Genomic DNA, 17614 nt, shown 5'->3' on the forward strand with positions numbered 1-17614 from the left:
TGCATGCGCTACCTTTTAGACGTCTAAACATCCAAACCAGTAAAGGTAGCGAAAATGAGTGAAAAAAATAAGGCAACAATTGCTGTTCGTAGTGGAATAGAAGCCGACAAACAGCATGGTGCGGTTGTTCCACCGCTTTATTTATCAACAACTTACTCATTTGCTGACTTTGATACAAAGCGCCAATATGATTATGGCCGCAGTGGTAACCCTAATCGTGACATTTTGGCTGAGGCGCTCACGGAGCTTGAAGGTGGCGCTAAAGGCATTATTACCGCAACAGGCATGGCAGCCGTTCACCTAACAACACAATTACTTAATAGTGACGATACGTTAGTGATCCCTCATGACTGTTATGGGGGCAGCTATCGCTTATTTACTTCGCTAGAAAAGCGCGGCTTATTAAAACTAGAAGTGGTCGATTTTACCAAAAGCGACAGTTTGACACGCATCTTTGCTATTAAACCTAAGCTGATTTGGATTGAAACACCTAGCAATCCTATTTTACGCTTAACAGATATTAAAGCAGTAACTGATACAGCTAAACAGTGTGGTGCACTGGTTGCCGCCGACAACACGTTTTTATCGCCAGCATTACAAAACCCGATTAAGTTTGGCGCTGATATTGTGGTGCACTCAACCACAAAATATATCAATGGCCATTCAGACGTTGTTGGTGGCGCGGTTATCGCAGCGACTGCTGAGTTAGGTGAAGAGTTAGCGTGGTGGGCAAATAACATTGGCATCACCGGCGCGCCATTTGATAGCTATTTAACTCTCAGAGGCTTACGTACTTTAAACGTGCGTTTAAGGCAACACCAAGAAAATGCACTCGCCATTGCACAGTATTTAGAACGCTCCCAGTTTGTTGCCCAAGTTTACTACCCAGGTCTTGAATCACACCCTCAACATGCGCTAGCTAAGGCGCAGCAGCTTGGCTTTGGTGCTATGGTTAGTTTTGATATAAAAGGCGATATAAACGATGCTGCAGCGTTTTTAACGCGCTTAAATGAATTTAGCTTAGCGGAATCATTAGGTGGAGTAGAAAGTTTGATTTGTCACCCTGCGACTATGACCCACGCCGGCATGGACGCAACCGCGCGTGCAGAAGCCGGAGTAGGCGACACGCTTATTCGTATCTCGGTGGGTATTGAAGATGTAAATGATTTACTCGCTGACTTAGACAGGGTATTTAATTTGGTGCGCCCAGGGCACGCCGATCCCGGCCTATCGGCAAAAAGTGGTGCTAGTGAATCATTTGGTTCAGCAAAGTTAAACGCGGCGCATCCGGCGTTATGGTAGTGCATACCATTCTTCAAAATACAAAACATAAATGCGAGTCGGTATTAATATGGTAAATCAGGTTCATAAATTTGGTGGTTCGAGTTTAAGCTCAGCGGATCGCTTTAAAAGTGTCGCAAATATTATTTTAACTCACGCTCACGCTGGGGATTGTGTGGTGGTATCGGCTGCCGGTAAAACCACCGATACCTTAGTTAAACTGTGGCAAAGCTATCAACAGCAAGACACTCAAGCTATTGCTGATATTGTATTGCTATTGAGCAACCATCAAATAGCTCTAATTGAGCAATTATTAATAGCTAACGCTAAGCACCATGCGCTTGATTTACTTGAAACTGAGCTCAGTATTATTACCAAGCAGGCTAAGCAAGGGACATTAGCTGAAGCTGCGTTATTAGCACATGGTGAATTGTGGTCTGCAAGGTTACTAAGCGCTTACTTAGAACAGCTTAACGTTAGCGCTTGTGCCCATGACGCTAGGCAGTTATTTACGTTAGATGCCGGACAGCTGCAGCATGCTAATAATCAGCAGCAGTGCTTAAAAGCCATACAGACGAGTAAAATTAATGTAGTTACGGGGTTTATTGCGGCTGATTTACATGGTGAAACAGTGACCTTAGGGCGAAATGGCAGTGATTACAGTGCCACTTTATTAGCGCGGTATTGCAATGCTAAAAAAGTCTCTATTTGGACTGACACTCAAGGTGTTTTTAGTACTGATCCGCGTAAGGTTGCTAATGCGGTTAAGTATGCGCGAGTGTGCCGTGATCAAGCTAATTTATTAGCGAGGTTAGGTAATCCAGTATTACACGCTAAAACATTATCGCCATTAAAAGATACCGATATAGAATTAGTTGTTCGCAGTAGTTACGATCCTCAAGGCAGTCATACCGAAATAGTTAAACTAGGAATGAGTAAACAAAAACGCTTTTTAACCACAGTAAATAATGTGGATTTACTCATTGTTGATGATCTGAGTGAAGGCGAAGTAGCACATGTTAGCCAACTTATTCAGCATAGTTTGCATCACTTTGAACACGAAGGCGAAATCTACTTACTAGTCCCTGCGTCAGCGACACATCAGGTGGCTAATTATTTTGCTGGCCGCGCCAATATTAGTGAGTCAAACTTAAATGGGGTGGCGATTATTGCACCTGATCAAGAGGTAGCGCCGCTTGGTAAGCAAAGTGAAGCCTTATTACAAACACAATCTATCCAGCCTCGGTTTACCCATTACGGTGAGGGATATACGTTACTATTAACCGATCAAGTACTTGAAAGTGATGTGCTGAGCCTGTTGCATGACAAGCTCATTAATAAAGCACAAGAAATAGCTATAATTATTGCAGGACTTGGTAATGTAGGTGCTGAGTTTATGCGCCAATTACCTGCTCAACTAGCACGCTTATCAACTGATTTTAACGTCAAGTTAGTAGCGCTTTTACGCTCAGAGCAGATGCTGGTGAATGCTAATGGGTTAGACTGTGAAAGCTGGCAACTTCAATGGGAAAACCATGCAAGCTCCTATAAACAAGCCGATTTATTGTCATACATAGATACTCTTGAGTATGAACATAAAATAGTGATCGACATGACCGCAAGTGAATATTTTAGTCAGCTTTATAGTAAGTTAGTTGAATTAAACTGCCATCTAATTAGTGCTAATAAATACGCGGGAACCGCATCGCTTTCGTGGTATCAAACACTACGTGAAAGCCTTGCTCAACGTGGCTTACATTGGCGTTATAATGCAAGTGTAGGGGCCGGACTACCGATTAATTTTGCCTTGGCTGATTTACAAAATAGTGGCGATAAAATAACGCGAATAGAAGGCGTGTTTTCAGGCACGCTGTCATGGTTATGCAGTATGTATGATGGCAATAAAGCGTTTTCAGATTTAGTTCTAGAAGCGCAAGCTTTGGGGTTCACAGAGCCTGATCCTCGAGAAGACTTATCTGGACGAGATATGCAACGTAAGTTGCTTATTTTAGCGCGTGAATTAGGTATTGAATTGGAACTTGATGACATTTCTTTATCCGCATTGATGCCCGATGAATTAAGTGCTGGCAGCTGGAATGACTTTATTGATAACAAGGCTCGTTTAGATGCGTTTATTGAGCAGCATGCGCAAGCGGCTCAGCAACAAAATGCTGCACTGTGCTACACCGGGTTATTAGAGTTTGAAAACAACACGCTAAACGCTAAGGTAGGGATTGCCTATGTACCAAAAAGCGAAGCGGTTGCGAATTTGACCCCTGGCGATAATATTTTTGTGATTAATACCCAGTGGTATAACCAAAACGCATTAGTGATACAAGGCCCCGGTGCGGGTAAAGAAGTGACTGCTGCTGGCGTTCACTCTGACTTATACTGGCTGGTACAAAATATTAGTTAGACCATCAAAAAGGCCGCTAATTAGCGGCCTTTTCATTGTTCACTATATTTAAAATAGCTCTTCTTCAGTTTTAGTGTTTTCTTCAAATATATCATTTGGTTGTGATAACACATACTTGGTAGGAGCGGTGCCTTTTTCAAAGTATTCAAAACGGCTGGTGTAATCGTTTTTATGACTTAATAACCCGGTTTCTAAATCAATACGAATAGAAACTAAGCCTTCAGGTGGTTCGATTGGCGCAGCAGGTTTACCATCCAGTGCAGCGCGCATAAAATCAACCCATGCAGGCTGAGCTGTTTTTGCGCCTGACTCAGCACCTGATATTTGACCACTTCCTAAGTTGTTATTGTAGGTTGAGCGTCCCAGTGTATTACCTGGGTTATCAAAGCCAACCCAAACTGATGTCATCACATCGCGGTTAAAGCCACTAAACCAAGTATCTACAGAATCATTAGTCGTGCCTGTTTTACCAGAAAGATCGCGACGTTTTAGCGCTTGTGCACGCCAGCCTGTTCCACTCCAACCGGTTTTATGTGACCAGCTACCGCCACCCCAAATAGCACTATTCATTGCGCTGGCAATTAAAAATGCATTTTGTTTAGAGATGATCTGCGGCGCACAATTTGGTGCTACTTGCTCACCTAGCATTAGCGAGCTAGGTGTTGTCGTTTCATCATCACAAATAATGGTGGGATTGGTTTTAAATAACGTATTACCCATTGCATCTTGGATTTGTGAAATAAAGTACGGCTCAATTAGGTGACCGCCATTAGCAAAAGCACTCATCCCACGAGCTAATTCAAGCGGCGTAATGGATGCACTGCCTAATGCCAGTGACTCACTACGATTTATATCTTTATCGTCAAAACCAAATTTTAATAAATGATCGGCTGTTCTTTGCAGTCCAACGCCCCTTAATAAGCGTACGGAAATTACATTCTTAGATTGGGCTAAAGCACGACGAATGCGAATTGGACCATTATAAATAGCTGGGCTGTTTTTTGGTCGCCATGCAACGCCTTGGCTCTTATCCCATTGATTTATAGGGGCATCATTTAAAATTGACGCTAGTGTGTAGCCTTTTTCAAGCGCAGCTGAATATATAAACGGCTTAATATTTGAGCCTACTTGGCGTTTAGCTTGTACAGCTCGGTTGTATTGGCTTTGTTCAAAACTATATCCACCAACAATGGCTTTTATGCGCCCGTCTTGTGGGTCTAAAGAAACAATGGCGCTCGCCGCTTCAGGTATTTGACTTAAAATATAGCTATTATCGTCATTTTTACGCAGCCATATTTGCATGCCTGGGGTTAATATATCGCTTGCTGTTTCAGGCGCAAAGCTTTGGCGATAGCGTGTAATAAACTTACGTGCCCATTTTAGGTTATCCCAAGTAAGGGTTGTGCGCTCGCCGCTTTTAAGTATAACTTCAGCGCTTTTATCGCTCACGCTTAACACCGCAGCCGTTTTTAAAGGGCCAAATTCATTAACAGCTTTTAAAGTATTTAATAATTTCGACTGCGTCAATGGCGGCTCTGTTTGCGGATCCCACAATATGGCTTCAGGGCCCCTAAAACCATGGCGCATATCGTAGGCATGTAGGTTATTAACTAGAGCTGTTTGTGCTGCTTTTTGAACATCTGATTCAACAGAGGTGTACACTTTAAACCCTGAGTTATAGGCTTTATCTATACCGTAGCGTGACACCATTTCTGCTCGTACCATTTCTGAAATGTACGGCGCATATAAGTCAATTTCAGCTCCATGAAAATACGCGGTAATTGGTTGGTTAGTGGCTTCATTATACTGCGCTCTTGAAATATACTTCTCTTCAAGCATTCTTCCTAACACCACATTTCTTCTTGCTTTAGCACGTTCTGGATTACGAATAGGATTAAGTGCTGAAGGAGCTTTTGGTAAACCAGCAATCATTGCCATTTGCGCAAGAGTTAACTCTTTTAGTTCTTTACCATAATAAACTTGAGCCGCAGCACCAATACCAAAGGCACGATTTCCTAATTCGATTTTATTTAGGTAAAGCTCAAATATTTCATCTTTTGAGAGGAGGTTTTCGATATGAATGGCAATAAATATTTCTTTTACTTTACGAATGTAGGCTTTTTCTCGTGTTAAAAAGAAGTTACGAGCTAATTGCATGGTAATAGTACTGGCACCTTGCTTTTTCTCACCAGTAGAAATAAGTACTAGTGCTGAGCGCACAATACCAATTGGATCAATACCGATATGATCGTAAAAGCGGTTATCTTCAGTTGCCAAAAAAGCCTGCAATAAAGGCTGGGGAATTTGATCTATAGTTACAGGGATCCGTCTTTTTTCACCAAATTGGTTGATTAAAAGCCCATCTTTAGTAAATACTTGCATAGGCGTTTGTAATTGCACGTTTTTTAAAACTTGCACGCTGGGAATATCGGATTTAACGTAGTAATAAAGGCTGAGCAATGTAATTAGTGCAAGTAATGCACAAAGGATCAAAAATTGTAAAGTTCTTTTTAATAAAATCACTGATATTTCCCTAAACGGACTCCCAATTACTGGTTGAGACTGCTAGTATATATTGATTAAAAATTGAATAATATTTTTTAAGATATAAATTATAACTTGTTTATTATTAAAGCAAAGGCAAAGTTGCAAACATGCTAAGTCAACTAATAAAAAAACCATCACCAATGATGGTAGGTATTGATATTGGATCGCACTCTATCAAGGCCGTACTTTTAAGTGAAACAGAAACTGGGCTTCGACTAGAAGCACTTGCAATTGAACCTATGCCAAAAGGCGCCATGAGCGAGCGTAATATTCAAGATATTGAAGCAATTGGTAATGTGATAATCAAGTTAAAACGAAAGCTACCAAAGTCGCTAAAATTCGCGTCTGTTGCCGTCTCTGGGCAAACCGTGATTACCAAAGTTATTTTTATGGATGTTTCCTTAAGCGACGCTGAATTAGAGTCGCAGATTGAAATTGAAGCCGACAGCTTAATTCCTTACCCACTAGATGAAGTGAGTCTTGATTTTGAAAAGCTCTCTATAAATAGTGCTGACCCGAGCAAAATAAATGTACTGCTCTCTGCCGCTAGAACCGAAAGCGTTGAAGCCAGAGTCGGTGCGTTAAGTGCTGCGAATTTAACCGCAAAAGTAGTGGACGTTGAAAGCTATGCGCTAAGTCGCGCTATGGATGTTTACTACCAACAGTTACCATCAGATGCATATGACAAAACGGTTGCAGTGGTTGATATTGGTGCTGTACTCACCTTGGTGAGTGTAGTGCAATCTGGTGAGACAATTTATACCCGTGACCAAGTGTTTGGTGGCGACCATTACACAAATAGTATCGTTGCTTACTACAACAAAGGCTTTGATGAAGCTGAAATTGGCAAAACAACCGGTGATTTACCTCCAAACTATACATTTGAAGTGTTAGCTCCTTTTCAAACATCGTTACTCCAGCAGGTTCGTCGTGCTGTTCAAATGTTTTTAACTACCACAGGTAAAGAACAATTGGACTATATTGTATTGACGGGCGGCTCAGCGATGATTAAAGGCATTGATAGATTGCTGATTGAAGAATTAGGAATACACACGGTTGTTGTTGAACCATTTGATAAGATGGAAATATCCCCTAGAGTTGATCGTAATATAATACAGCGCCACCGCACTCAATTTGCAATTGCGACTGGCCTGGCGTTGAGGAGCTTTTCATCATGCCACATATAAATTTATTACCTTGGCGTGAGCTACAGCGTGAGCAGTCTAAAAAGAAATTTATAACACTTCTTATGGCTGTGGTTATCGTCTGTTTTGCTGGTATGTATATGCTGAGTGTGTTTTATGGTGCTCTAAAAGAAGGGCAAACGTTAAAAAATAATTATCTTAGTTCAGAAATTACAACGCTCGACAATAAAATTCGCGACATACGTGATTTAGACAAGAAAAAAGAAAACTTACAACAACGTATGCGTTTAATTGAAGAGTTACAAAGTAGCCGTAATTTAGGCACCCAAATAATGGATGAAGTGGCAAAAATAGTGCCTGCAGGGGTTTATTTAACCAAGCTGGAGCGCAAAGGTAATCAAATTCAAGTGTTAGGCAAAAGTGAGTCTAATAATCGTTTATCTACTATGCTCAGACAGGTACAAAGCTCTTACTTATTAGAGCGCCCGACTATGCAAGGTATTGTTGCCGGCGATCAATCTTCACGTTTACTCAGCGATTTTAATATGGAGTTTTACGTAAAACCATTTGGCAAAATAGGTGAGGTACGCAATGAACCTTGATTTTAAATCGTTTACAGAAATCGATTGGAATGAAATCGAGCTCGATAACATCGGTGAGTGGCCCGTTATTGTAAAAGCAATATGCGTAACTTTTGTAGCTTGTTTGGTGTTGTTTTTTAGCTACAGTTTATTAGTGTCGGATGAAATAGACAGTTACCACAATGCCGTTGCTAAGGAAATTGAGTTACGCACAACCTACCGAACTAAATATGCAGTTGCCAGTAAGCTTGATATTTATCGTGAGCAAATGGTTGAGATGGAAGATAAATTCTCTCAATTATTAAAACGCCTACCTACTTCAAATGAGACGCCAGGATTATTGGACGACCTTTCTTATGTGGGTACAACCAGCGGGTTAACATTTTTAAAAATTGGTTGGTTGCCAGAAGTTGAAAAAGAGTTTTATACCGAGTTGCCAATTAAAATTGAGGTGGTAGGTACTTATCATGAGTTTGGCGAATTTGTAGGGAAAGTGGCTCAACTACCAAGAATTGTCAGTTTACATGACTTTTCTATTTTATCATCTGGCGAAAAGCAGCTAACATTCAGTGTAGTAGCAAAAACTTACCGTTATGAAGAGGGGGTGAGATGATGAAGCAGCTTCTCTTTTTAACCACCGCGATGTTGCTGCTCAGTGGCTGTAACGAGGATACATCGGAGCAAAAAGAATTTATTGATCAGGTTAAAGCAAATACCACGGCACGTATTGAAAAAATACCTGAGCTAGTTAAGTTTGAGCACTTTGAGTATAACGCCAAAGACTTACGTAGCCCTTTTGTAGCACCAGAACCAGAAATTATTCAAAACAAGCTAACACAAGTTAAAAACTGTCTTCACCCAGACCCAGAGCGTGTTCGTCAGCCACTGGAGAAGTACCCATTAGATAATTTAGCAATGAGGGGCACAATAGGATCGAACGGCAAAACATGGGCGCTCATTACAGCTGCTGATGACACCTTGCACCGAGTAACAATAGGAAGCTACTTAGGCACCTATGACGGAAAAGTAAGCAGTGTTAATAGTGACTATATTGAATTAGTAGAATTAATCCCTGATGGGTCAGGTTGTTGGAAAGAACGTTTGACCAAATTAGAAATGTTAGAGGCGGCAACCAATGGCGCAAATTAATAAGAAAAAAGGTATACCCTATATGCATAAAGGTGAGTGTTCGCATCATCGTATTTTATCTGCTTTATTGTTTGTTTTTTTACTACTAATGACAAAAGCCGTAAGTGCAGCCCCTTTACTCTATGACGTTCGATATAATCCATTGCTTAAAGGTGAAACCGAATTACAGCTAGTTTTTGATGAAGAGTTGCAGCAGCAACCAGCAGTACAAGTTTTTAATAGCCCTGCAAGAATAGAGCTACTATTTGATGGGGTAGAATTAGATGAAGGGTTGACGAATATCGCTATCAACCAAGCTGGTATCAGTAACATCACGAGTATGATGACCAGTGCGGGTTTAAAAGTGACCATTAACTTGGACCGATTAAAAATTTATGAGACTGAAGTAAACAATAATTTAGTTTCTATTAGAATTTCAGATAACCCACTTACAGAGCAAATTTTAACAACCAGCGAAGATGAGCCTGCTTACACGTCTAATTATATTAACGGTATTCAAGCAATTGATTTTCGACGTGGAGAAAAAGGTGAAGCGAAAGTACTTGTTTATCTACAAGATACTCAGGCAGCTGTAGAGGTGCATGAAAGCGGTGGAAAAATCATTGCCGAGTTTCATCATACCGATATTTTAGATGATTTATTGTATGAATTAGATGTACTTGATTTTGGTACTGTGGTGAGCAGTATTGAAACGTTTAAAGAAGATAACCTTACACGTTTAGTGATTGAACCAAACACTGCATTTGCCTATACCTATCAGCAAATTGAGAATATTTTTACCTTAACGGTTGAGAAAGATGAAACGCAAAATGCCTACTTAGATGGTGGTAAAGAGTACTTGGGTCGTCCTATGACGCTTAATTTTCAAGATATCTCTGTTCGTGCTGTATTACAGATTATTGCCGGTTACAATGATTTTAACTTGGTAACAAGCGACTCAGTGACAGGCAATATTACTCTTCGCCTTGATGGGGTTCCGTGGGATCAGGCGTTAGATGTCGTGCTTAGAATAAAAGGCTTAGACAAACGCATGGACGGTTCTATTTTAATGGTTGCACCATCTGAAGAGCTGGCTGCCCGTGAAGCAAAAGAGTTAAAAGCTAAACAGCAAGTTGAGGATTTAGAGCCACTTTACAGTGAATACATCCGCTTAAATTATGCAAAAGCAGAAGACTTTGCCGACTTATTAAAAACAGATACCAATAGTATTATTACAGCCAGAGGGAGCGTGTCTGTTGATCAACGTACCAATACGTTATTAATGAAAGACACTGCAAAAAGTATTGAAAGTGTTCGTCGTATGGTCGAAACTTTAGATATACCAGTTAAACAAGTAGTTATTGAAGCGCGTATGGTAACCGTACGTGACAACGTAACCGAAGACTTGGGGGTTCGTTGGGGGTTTAGTGATCAGCAAGGCTCAGACGGTGTTTCTGGCACATTAGAAGGAGCTGAAACGATTTCTAATGGTAATATTCCTAGTCTTTCTGATCGACTTAACGTTAATTTACCAGTGGCGAATCCATCGGCAAGTATAGGTATGCACATTGCTAAATTGGCTAACGGAACATTAATTGATTTAGAATTAACCGCCCTTGAAGAAGAAAACAAAGGTGAAATCATTGCAAGCCCACGCATTACTGCTGCTAATCAGCAAAAAGCGCGTATTGAACAAGGTACTGAGATCCCGTATGTGGAGTCAGCTTCAAGTGGTGCAACAACCGTAAGTTTTAAAAAGGCGGTACTAAGCCTAGAAGTGACACCTCATATCACACCCGATAACAAAGTTATTTTAAATTTAATCATTACTCAAGATACCCGAGGGGATACGGTTCAAACAGGTACAGGCCCAGCGGTTGCCATCGATACGCAACAAATTGAGACTCAAGTACTCGTTGAGAATGGACAAACGGTAGTGTTGGGTGGTATTTTCCAACAGCAAATTATTAATTCGACCAAAAAAGTACCTTTATTGGGCGACCTTCCTTATGTAGGAAGACTATTTAAAAGCACAAGCGAGTTCAATGAAAAGCGCGAACTGCTGATTTTTGTTACACCTAAAATCCAAATAGACTAAATATTTAAGCTATCTAGGTTGAATACCAGCCTAGATAGTATGGGTATGTAATTTAGTTATCGTGGTGTGAACACTCCCTATAAATGTACAATAAGACAGTATATAATTTTGATCATGTACTGTACTGCGGATGTATTTAAGGCTGCGTTTATGTTGTTTGTAATTCAGGCTCTTGTAAAGTTACCATGCAAAAGCTTTCATGAAGCAACAATGTAGTAACCTTAATTGCATAAATTTTAACCCTAGAAGATAAACTTGCCTATAATAAGGTGCTTTTTTGTTAACCAGTGGGTAATTATTTAGTTTAATTGCTCGTTATATGGCTTTTTATCCTAATTGACTTGAAATACCCGACCGATTACTGAGATAATCCCTTTCTTAATTTTGGGGCCAGGTCGTTAGGCGGGGTTTTATTTCAAATTTTAGAGTTCGTTTGTACTAAAAGATATGGCTGAGAAACGTAATATATTTCTAGTTGGCCCCATGGGGGCTGGCAAAAGCACGATTGGTCGTCACATCGCTGACCAATTACACCTTGAATTTGTTGATTCTGATCAAGAAATCGAACGTCGCACGGGCGCAGATATTGCCTGGGTATTCGATCTTGAAGGTGAAGAAGGCTTTAGACTTCGTGAAGAATCTGTTATTGGTGACTTAACCGAAATGCAAGGTATTGTACTTGCAACCGGTGGTGGTTCTGTAATGAGTAAAGAAGTTCGAAACAAGCTTTCGGCTCGCGGTATTGTTGTATACTTAGAGACACCGATTGAAAAGCAAGTTGCACGTACGCAACGCGACAAGCGTCGCCCATTACTGCAAACAGAAGAAGCACCTCGTGATGTACTTGAGCGCTTAGCAGAAGAGCGTGAACCATTATATAAAGAAGTAGCTGATTTTGTTGTACGCACTGATGAGCAGAGCGCGAAAGTTGTTGCTAACCAAATCATCGAGAAATTGGATTTTTAAAAGCCAGTATTAAAAAGGACTAACCCAGCATGCTTGAATTAACTGTTAATTTAGACGAGCGAAGTTATCCTATTTATATTGGTCAATCTGCACTTCAAGATACAGGCCGTCTAATCCATCACATTGGTGATTGTCGGCCTATCATCATTACTAATGAAACGATTGCACCGCTGTACCTTCAACAGTTGCTTGATTCATTAGCACAGCTAAACCCACTGCATTTTATTATTCCAGATGGTGAGCAATATAAATCACTCACTTGGTTTGAAAAAATATCGGCATTCCTACTTGAGAATAATTGCGGCCGTGACACCTGCTTAATTGCATTAGGTGGTGGCGTTGTAGGTGATTTAACTGGATTTGTTGCCGCTTGTTATCAGCGTGGCGTCCCATTTATCCAAATACCAACCACTTTATTATCTCAAGTTGATTCTTCAGTTGGCGGTAAAACAGCGGTTAATCACCCGCTAGGTAAAAATATGATTGGGGCTTTTTATCAACCCCAAGCTGTATTTATTGACACACGTTCGTTGCATACCTTACCAACACGCGAGTTTGCTGCAGGCATGGCTGAAGTTATTAAGTATGGCTTGATTTACGATACTGAACTGTTTGCTTATCTAGAGCATAACATCGCTAAATTACAACAATTAGACGAGGCGTGTTTACAGCACATCATCTTCAGATGCTGTGAAATTAAAGCGCTTATTGTTGCACAAGATGAAAAAGAGCAGGGCCTTCGTGCGTTGTTAAATTTAGGGCACACGTTTGCGCATGCTATTGAAGCGCAAATGGGTTACGGTGTTTGGTTACATGGAGAAGCGGTCGCGACAGGTATGGTGCTTGCTGCAAAGCTTGCTTATACTCGCCAAGATTTAACACGAGAAGATGTAGAGCGTATTGCTACATTAATAGCGCAATATAGCTTACCAATCGAGATACCTAGCGATATGACCAGTGAGCACTTTTTACTGCATATGCGAAAAGATAAAAAGAATAAAAAAGGGACTATCAGATTTATTTTACCCACCGAATTTGGTCAATGTGCATTAGTTGATGATGTGTCTGATGAGCAAGTCAGAGCATTGATCGAGCAATAAATGCAGTCACAAATTTTACCGAGCCGTGCGGCTTTGGTGGATAGAATCGCATTGCAATTTGAATATGGTCAAAACCTAATTGTTTTGTTGGGCACTTCTGGTTTAGGTAAAAGCTATTTGCTTGAAACCTTCATCACTGATAAATATAACGATTTTAATAAAGCGTTTGTGCAAGTTGGCGCTCAGATGACTGATGTGCAATTGATGACTCAATTATTAGAGCAAAGCTTTAATGGCCCTTTAATTGATCACAACCTGAGCTTATCACAAAATTATTATCAATTAGCGAAGCAACAACAATGCGGCGCGTGTTTATGGGTTATCGATGGCGGCAGGCACTTATCTGATGAGCTAATTGCAGAGCTCGAGCTGTTATCAAAAAGTGCGCCCAATGTGCTTTACATTATGATTGCATCGCAGTCTAAATTGCCGTTTAAAGAGGCAGTTAATATTCATTTAGAGCCATTAAACTTGGTTGAAAGTAAGCAGCTAATGGGATGGTACTTCACGGCGCTACCTTATGATGAAGACCCTGTATTTAAAACCTTTTTAGTTGAAGCCCAAGGTAACCCAAGTCTTTTATTAGCCTGGCAGCCTAGCGAACAAGTTGCTGATATTATAGTAAAAGACAAAGTATCTTGGCGCTTACAGTTGCTCACACTATTACTCATAATTATGTTATTGATTATTGGCGTTGTATACAAAGCTGATATGACCCAATGGTGGAAAAATGCTAATAGTCAAAGCGATGAGCAAGTCCTCACAACCGCTATTACAACCGAGCAAGCTATTCAAAATAAACAACAACCGGCTAAATCACCAACCCTGTTTACCTCACCACAGCCTATAACTAAAGAGCCAACTACAGATGAGCGTGCCCACAATGACGTGCCAGCAATTGTAGGAAGTTTAACTGAGCCATCGACTTTAACTGAACAAGAAAAGCCAGCACCGCCGCCGGTTGAAGAAGTCATTAGCGTACCTGAGGTGGTAAAGCAGCAAAGCCAAATGGTAAAAATACCTAGTAACTGGTACCTGGAACAACCTGAAGATAATTTTGTTATTCAGCTATTAGCCGTAACTCAGCAGCAGGTAAGCAATGAGTTTATTGCTGAACATAAGCTAGAAAGTATTACCAATACATACCAAACTAAGCGAAATGGTAAAATGTGGTGGGTGGTAACAACAGGCAGTTTTGCTAACTTAAATGAGGCAAAACAAGCACTGCAAGCACTCCCCGCTGGAGTAAGAAAAAATAAACCTTTCTATAAAAAAATTAGCAAAATAAAACAAGAAATTGCACGAGTTGATCAGTAAACTCAGTGACTTTAGTGTAAAATCGCGCAACACCGAATTGAAGTAAAGAGCCAATGCAGCAAAAGAGTAGAGCCTTCCTTAAATGGGCAGGCGGAAAATACAGCCTCGTTGAAGATATTAACGCGCGACTAAATCAAGCAAGTAAACATGCAGATACCTTGGTTGAACCTTTTGTTGGTGCGGGCTCAGTGTTTTTAAATAGTAATTTTAAACACTACGTACTTAACGATATAAATGCTGATTTAATCAATTTATATAAAGAGCTTAAACGTTCGCCGGATGAGTTTATTAGCGATGCAAAAAAACTATTTGTTGATTTAAATAACCATCCAGATGCGTATTACGATTATCGTGTGCAGTTTAACCAAAGCAGCGATGTGTATGAGCGAGCTATTTTATTTTTATATATGAACCGCCATGGTTATAACGGATTATGTCGCTATAACTTAAAGGGCATTTTTAATGTGCCTTTTGGTAAATATAAAAAGCCTTATTTTCCTGAAAAAGAAATGTACTTTTTTGCCAGCAAAGCACAAAAAGCAACATTTACCTGCTTAGGCTACGATGATGTATTTAAACTGGTCCCTAAAAATGCGGTGATATACTGCGATCCGCCCTATGTGCCATTAAGTAAAACCGCATCGTTTACCTCTTACGCTAAAGGCGGATTTAACTTAGATGATCAGGCTAATTTAGCTAACTTGGCTGAGCAAGCGGCATTTGAGAATAACACGCCAGTCCTTATTTCAAACCACGATACCGTGTGGACACGCAAAATTTACAGTCAAGCATCACTGGATAAAATTCAGGTTAAACGTACGATTAGTCCAAAGGGCGGTTCACGAAATAAAGTGGATGAGCTAATGGCTATGTATTTAGCACCGAAGTCACGGTTGCATAAATAGCCAGTACAAATAATACAAACAGTACTACGGCAATAGCTATCAGCGTAATTGGAGAGTGGTACTTAAAGTCTGTTTTGCGCTTATCTTCAGATTGAACACCAAAAAATGCAGCCAGTACGCTTTGTAACGCGCTAAAAAAGTGCTGCATTTAATTAAAATAATGGCTTGATTGAAGAGGGTTTGTGTTTGTCATCAGTACCCGTTAACAACTCTAGCAAGTCTAAGTAATGAAACTGAGCGCTACGGCTATCACCTGTTAACCAAGAGGCCCAAGACGAATCCTCTTCAATTTGAATGCAACGGGTTGCGCTATTATTAATAGCGTTGGTTTGCTCTTTATGAAGACAAATGTTGGCAGAGCTTAAATCTTGCTCAGTATTTGAGTAAAACGATATTGCTCCAATAATAACACTTACCGACGTGATTAATAATCCAATTTTAAAAGCACGCATAATATAAACCTAATAATTTAGTTCTTCGCGCAGCATAACAAAAACTGCTTAAATAATACACTTTATTTTTGTTATTGTTTATTTGTATTGTGTTTTAAATACTGAGTGGCACCCGCTTAAAAACTGACTCTGTTTTTAATTATAAAGCCTACATTCTCAGCAGGTTATTCTTTTTCATGAATAGCCGCAATAAGGCTTTAACATTACTTATTTGGCGCTATTTTTAAAGGTGCTACTTGGGTAACTTCGCTAATTAAGTTACATTAACGGCATAAATTATTCATTAACGGATTAGCGATGCTCAACTGTGAACAAAAATACTTAATAGCGCCCTCAATATTATCTGCAGACTTTGCACGATTAGGCGAAGATGTCGACAAAGTGTTAGCCGCTGGTGCTGATGTCGTTCATTTTGATGTAATGGATAACCATTACGTACCTAACTTAACGATTGGCCCAATGGTATGTAAAGCACTTCGCGACTACGGGATTAAAGCCCCGATTGATGTGCATTTAATGGTAAAACCGGTAGATAGCTTAATTCCACAATTTGCCGAGGCGGGTGCATCAATTATTACCTTCCATCCAGAGGCGAGCGAGCATATTGACCGTACTTTGCAATTGATAAAAGATAAAGGTTGTCAAGCAGGCTTAGTGTTCAACCCTGCAACAAGTTTAAGCTACCTCGATCACGTAATGGATAAAGTAGATGTGATCTTATTAATGTCAGTAAATCCTGGGTTTGGTGGGCAAAGTTTTATTCCACAAACACTCGAGAAACTGCGAGAGGCAAAACAACGCATTGTTGAATCTGGACGTGATATTCGTTTAGAAGTAGATGGTGGTATTAAAGTAGATAACATAGCCGCGGCGGCTGAAGCGGGAGCCGATATGTTTGTTGCAGGCTCAGCTATTTTTAATCAGCCTGATTATAAAACGGTGATTGATGAGATGCGTCAGCAATTAGAAAGTGTTAAATAATGAAATATGAAGCAGCGTTTTTTGACTTAGACGGCACCCTAGTTGATAGCGTGTACGACTTGTATATGGCTTTAAATTTAACACTTAGCGATTTAGCGTTTCCAATTGTCAGTCAGCGATTAGTTGAAAGCTGGGTAGGTAATGGCATTGAGGTATTAGTTAAACGAGCTCTTTGCGGCGATATGCAAATTAGTGAGCATCTCGATGAGGCTTTAAGCGAACGAGCTACCAACCTGTTTTATCAACATTACAGTGAGCAGGTCGGTGAATACAGTGTGTTATATCAGCATGTTGAAACTGGTCTTGCTGCTCTCAGTGGTATGCCTAAAGCACTTATTACTAATAAAGCACGCCGCTTTACTGAAATGCTTTTAGATAAGCTCGCAATTCGCAGTCATTTTGAAGTGATTGTTTGCGGTGATGACATGGCAAAAAAACCGTCACCTGAGCCGCTATTATTTGCTTGCGATGCATTAAATATAACGCCTGATAAAGCGATTATGATTGGTGATTCAAAGAGTGACATACTCGCAGCGCAAGCCGCTAACATTGACGTGATAGCGCTTACTTATGGGTATCACCAGGGAGAGCAGTTAGCGGATTATAATCCGCAGTACCTATGCGATAACTTCTTAGCTATAATACCGACACTAACACAGCGTTAAGCATATTTAATTAAGTAAAAATAAAGGAAAAT

16 protein-coding genes are annotated in these 17614 nt (G+C 40.3%); 13 read left to right on the forward strand and 3 right to left on the reverse strand.

Annotated elements, in window-relative coordinates:
* Positions 1-54 precede the first annotated feature (54 nt).
* Positions 55-1302, forward strand: a complete 1248-nt coding sequence (gene metB / locus LOC50_RS00810; protein WP_250653444.1) for a cystathionine gamma-synthase — start codon at positions 55-57, stop codon at positions 1300-1302.
* A gap of 49 nt (positions 1303-1351) precedes the next feature.
* Positions 1352-3697, forward strand: coding sequence for a bifunctional aspartate kinase/homoserine dehydrogenase II (gene metL, locus LOC50_RS00815; protein ID WP_250653445.1), 2346 nt, complete (start codon positions 1352-1354; stop codon positions 3695-3697).
* 48 nt (positions 3698-3745) lie between these two features.
* Here the strand turns inward: metL and LOC50_RS00820 are convergent, their stop codons facing one another.
* A complete protein-coding gene (locus tag LOC50_RS00820; RefSeq protein ID WP_248532163.1) occupies positions 3746-6220 on the reverse strand; it encodes a penicillin-binding protein 1A in 2475 nt (824 codons plus the stop codon).
* A gap of 131 nt (positions 6221-6351) precedes the next feature.
* On the opposite strand from LOC50_RS00820, the gene LOC50_RS00825 reads away from it, so the two are divergent.
* The 9 genes from LOC50_RS00825 to LOC50_RS00865 all read left to right on the forward strand — a co-directional run bounded on the left by LOC50_RS00825 (position 6352) and on the right by LOC50_RS00865 (position 15484).
* Positions 6352-7431: a pilus assembly protein PilM gene (locus tag LOC50_RS00825; protein WP_036981089.1), complete on the forward strand. Its 1080-nt coding sequence runs from the start codon at positions 6352-6354 to the stop codon at positions 7429-7431.
* The gene (locus tag LOC50_RS00830; protein WP_069438813.1) at positions 7419-7991 is read left to right on the forward strand and encodes a PilN domain-containing protein; all 573 of its coding nucleotides are present in this window, start codon (positions 7419-7421) and stop codon (positions 7989-7991) included. The genes LOC50_RS00825 and LOC50_RS00830 overlap by 13 nt, the downstream gene beginning before the upstream one ends.
* A complete protein-coding gene (locus LOC50_RS00835) occupies positions 7981-8583 on the forward strand; it encodes a type IV pilus inner membrane component PilO (protein ID WP_036981094.1) in 603 nt (200 codons plus the stop codon). The genes LOC50_RS00830 and LOC50_RS00835 overlap by 11 nt, the downstream gene beginning before the upstream one ends.
* Positions 8583-9119, forward strand: coding sequence for a pilus assembly protein PilP (locus LOC50_RS00840; protein WP_036983362.1), 537 nt, complete (start codon positions 8583-8585; stop codon positions 9117-9119). Before LOC50_RS00835 ends, LOC50_RS00840 begins: the two co-directional genes overlap by 1 nt.
* Positions 9106-11196, forward strand: coding sequence for a type IV pilus secretin PilQ (locus LOC50_RS00845; RefSeq protein ID WP_138626377.1), 2091 nt, complete (start codon positions 9106-9108; stop codon positions 11194-11196). The genes LOC50_RS00840 and LOC50_RS00845 overlap by 14 nt, the downstream gene beginning before the upstream one ends.
* A gap of 447 nt (positions 11197-11643) precedes the next feature.
* Positions 11644-12162 carry a shikimate kinase AroK gene (gene aroK, locus LOC50_RS00850; RefSeq protein ID WP_008466255.1) on the forward strand — a complete coding sequence of 173 codons (519 nt, stop codon included), beginning with the start codon at positions 11644-11646 and terminating at the stop codon, positions 12160-12162.
* 29 nt (positions 12163-12191) lie between these two features.
* The gene (gene aroB / locus LOC50_RS00855; RefSeq protein WP_036981098.1) at positions 12192-13262 is read left to right on the forward strand and encodes a 3-dehydroquinate synthase; all 1071 of its coding nucleotides are present in this window, start codon (positions 12192-12194) and stop codon (positions 13260-13262) included.
* Positions 13263-14579 (forward strand): AAA family ATPase, encoded by a 1317-nt coding sequence (locus LOC50_RS00860; protein ID WP_069438816.1) that lies wholly within the window; start codon positions 13263-13265, stop codon positions 14577-14579.
* Between the two features lie 53 nt (positions 14580-14632).
* The gene (locus LOC50_RS00865; RefSeq protein ID WP_036981101.1) at positions 14633-15484 is read left to right on the forward strand and encodes a Dam family site-specific DNA-(adenine-N6)-methyltransferase; all 852 of its coding nucleotides are present in this window, start codon (positions 14633-14635) and stop codon (positions 15482-15484) included.
* Here the strand turns inward: LOC50_RS00865 and LOC50_RS00870 are convergent.
* Both LOC50_RS00870 and LOC50_RS00875 read right to left on the reverse strand, forming a co-directional pair.
* Positions 15447-15632: a DUF2970 domain-containing protein gene (locus tag LOC50_RS00870; RefSeq protein ID WP_008115053.1), complete on the reverse strand. Its 186-nt coding sequence runs from the start codon at positions 15630-15632 to the stop codon at positions 15447-15449. The genes LOC50_RS00865 and LOC50_RS00870 overlap by 38 nt on opposite strands.
* Before the next feature lie 4 nt (positions 15633-15636).
* A complete protein-coding gene (locus tag LOC50_RS00875) occupies positions 15637-15936 on the reverse strand; it encodes a hypothetical protein (protein ID WP_036981103.1) in 300 nt (99 codons plus the stop codon).
* 297 nt (positions 15937-16233) lie between these two features.
* On the opposite strand from LOC50_RS00875, the gene rpe reads away from it, so the two are divergent.
* Both rpe and LOC50_RS00885 read left to right on the forward strand, forming a co-directional pair.
* Positions 16234-16917: a ribulose-phosphate 3-epimerase gene (gene rpe / locus LOC50_RS00880; RefSeq protein ID WP_036981104.1), complete on the forward strand. Its 684-nt coding sequence runs from the start codon at positions 16234-16236 to the stop codon at positions 16915-16917.
* Complete coding sequence (locus LOC50_RS00885) at positions 16917-17582, forward strand: phosphoglycolate phosphatase (RefSeq protein ID WP_036981107.1); 666 nt, start codon at positions 16917-16919, stop codon at positions 17580-17582. The genes rpe and LOC50_RS00885 overlap by 1 nt, the downstream gene beginning before the upstream one ends.
* Positions 17583-17614: the final 32 nt, after the last annotated feature.

It is taken from the genome of Pseudoalteromonas sp. SCSIO 43095, from assembly GCF_023650455.1.
Lineage (GTDB): Bacteria > Pseudomonadota > Gammaproteobacteria > Enterobacterales > Alteromonadaceae > Pseudoalteromonas > Pseudoalteromonas tetraodonis.